General features: G+C 33.7%; 1 protein-coding gene and 1 pseudogene. Both read right to left on the bottom strand.

All coding sequences use genetic code 11. The annotated features are described in order from the left end of the window. Positions 1 to 492, bottom strand: a 492-nt coding sequence (locus ELQ12_RS09760; RefSeq protein ID WP_134264755.1) for a hypothetical protein, incomplete at its 3' end; no start/stop codon positions are given. Then, positions 485 to 851 (bottom strand): annotated as a pseudogene (locus ELQ12_RS09755) (hypothetical protein); the annotation flags it as partial. The pseudogene ELQ12_RS09755 and the gene ELQ12_RS09760, both read right to left, overlap by 8 nt.

The following is an 851-nucleotide window of genomic DNA, read 5'->3' as shown; positions in this document are numbered from 1 at the left end:
AATACGAGAAAGTATGGATACGCCAGCTCTAGCTGCGATATTAGATGCTACTCTTGAGCTAGCTATCTTAGTTGCAGTATTAGAAGCAACCCTGCTAGTTTGAGTTAAGGTTTGTTTGGCGACATATTCGCTACCTTTTTCTATTGTTGCTCCAATAGGAGTTTCATTCATGATTATACTGATACTAACACCAACACCTGTTTCAGTCAAAGCCCTTACATTGGATTTTCCTTCTGCTTTAGCCAGAAAAAAATTCAATATTCCAAAATTCACTACTGTTATTTTATAACGCATGGTTTTCCAAAACAAAGAATCAGCTTTTATATCTAAACTTTTTATCCCTTTTTTAAAAGCTTCGGTAGCAAAACCTTCTGTAATGCCTAAAGCATAAGGAGCAACATCTCCAAATACTCCTAAATCCCTTTTATCACTAGGAGTGCTTTGGGTTTCTTTAGAATAAAACTCTAAACTTCCATAAATGCTTTCATTCATCTTTTTTCTCTTTTCTGAGTTCCATTGCTTCTTTAAGGAAAGTGGTATCAATGTCACTAGTAGCGTTTACATGGAAAAAGATTTTTTCAAATTCTTCATCACTTAAGCCTAGCAAATAAGGCATTACATGAGGTTTTATAATGGCATTAATTTTTTCACAACAACCTTTTGTTGGATCATCGCCATCACTGAATAAACCAGGTTCAAGGTATTCTTTGGCCTTATCTCCAAAGGTGTATATCACTATATGTCCTGGAGAAGGTGAATATGAAATTTGACGATAATATATAAAAAAAGTTCCTAAAGGAAAAACCAAATCATTTTTGATATAATACTCAATCACAAGTTTTTCTTTTGTG

This window comes from Campylobacter sp. US25a (assembly GCF_004379075.1).
Classification (GTDB): domain Bacteria; phylum Campylobacterota; class Campylobacteria; order Campylobacterales; family Campylobacteraceae; genus Campylobacter_D; species Campylobacter_D jejuni.
Note: the sequence above shows the minus strand (reverse complement) of the source record. Positions and strands in the feature narration are given on the sequence as shown.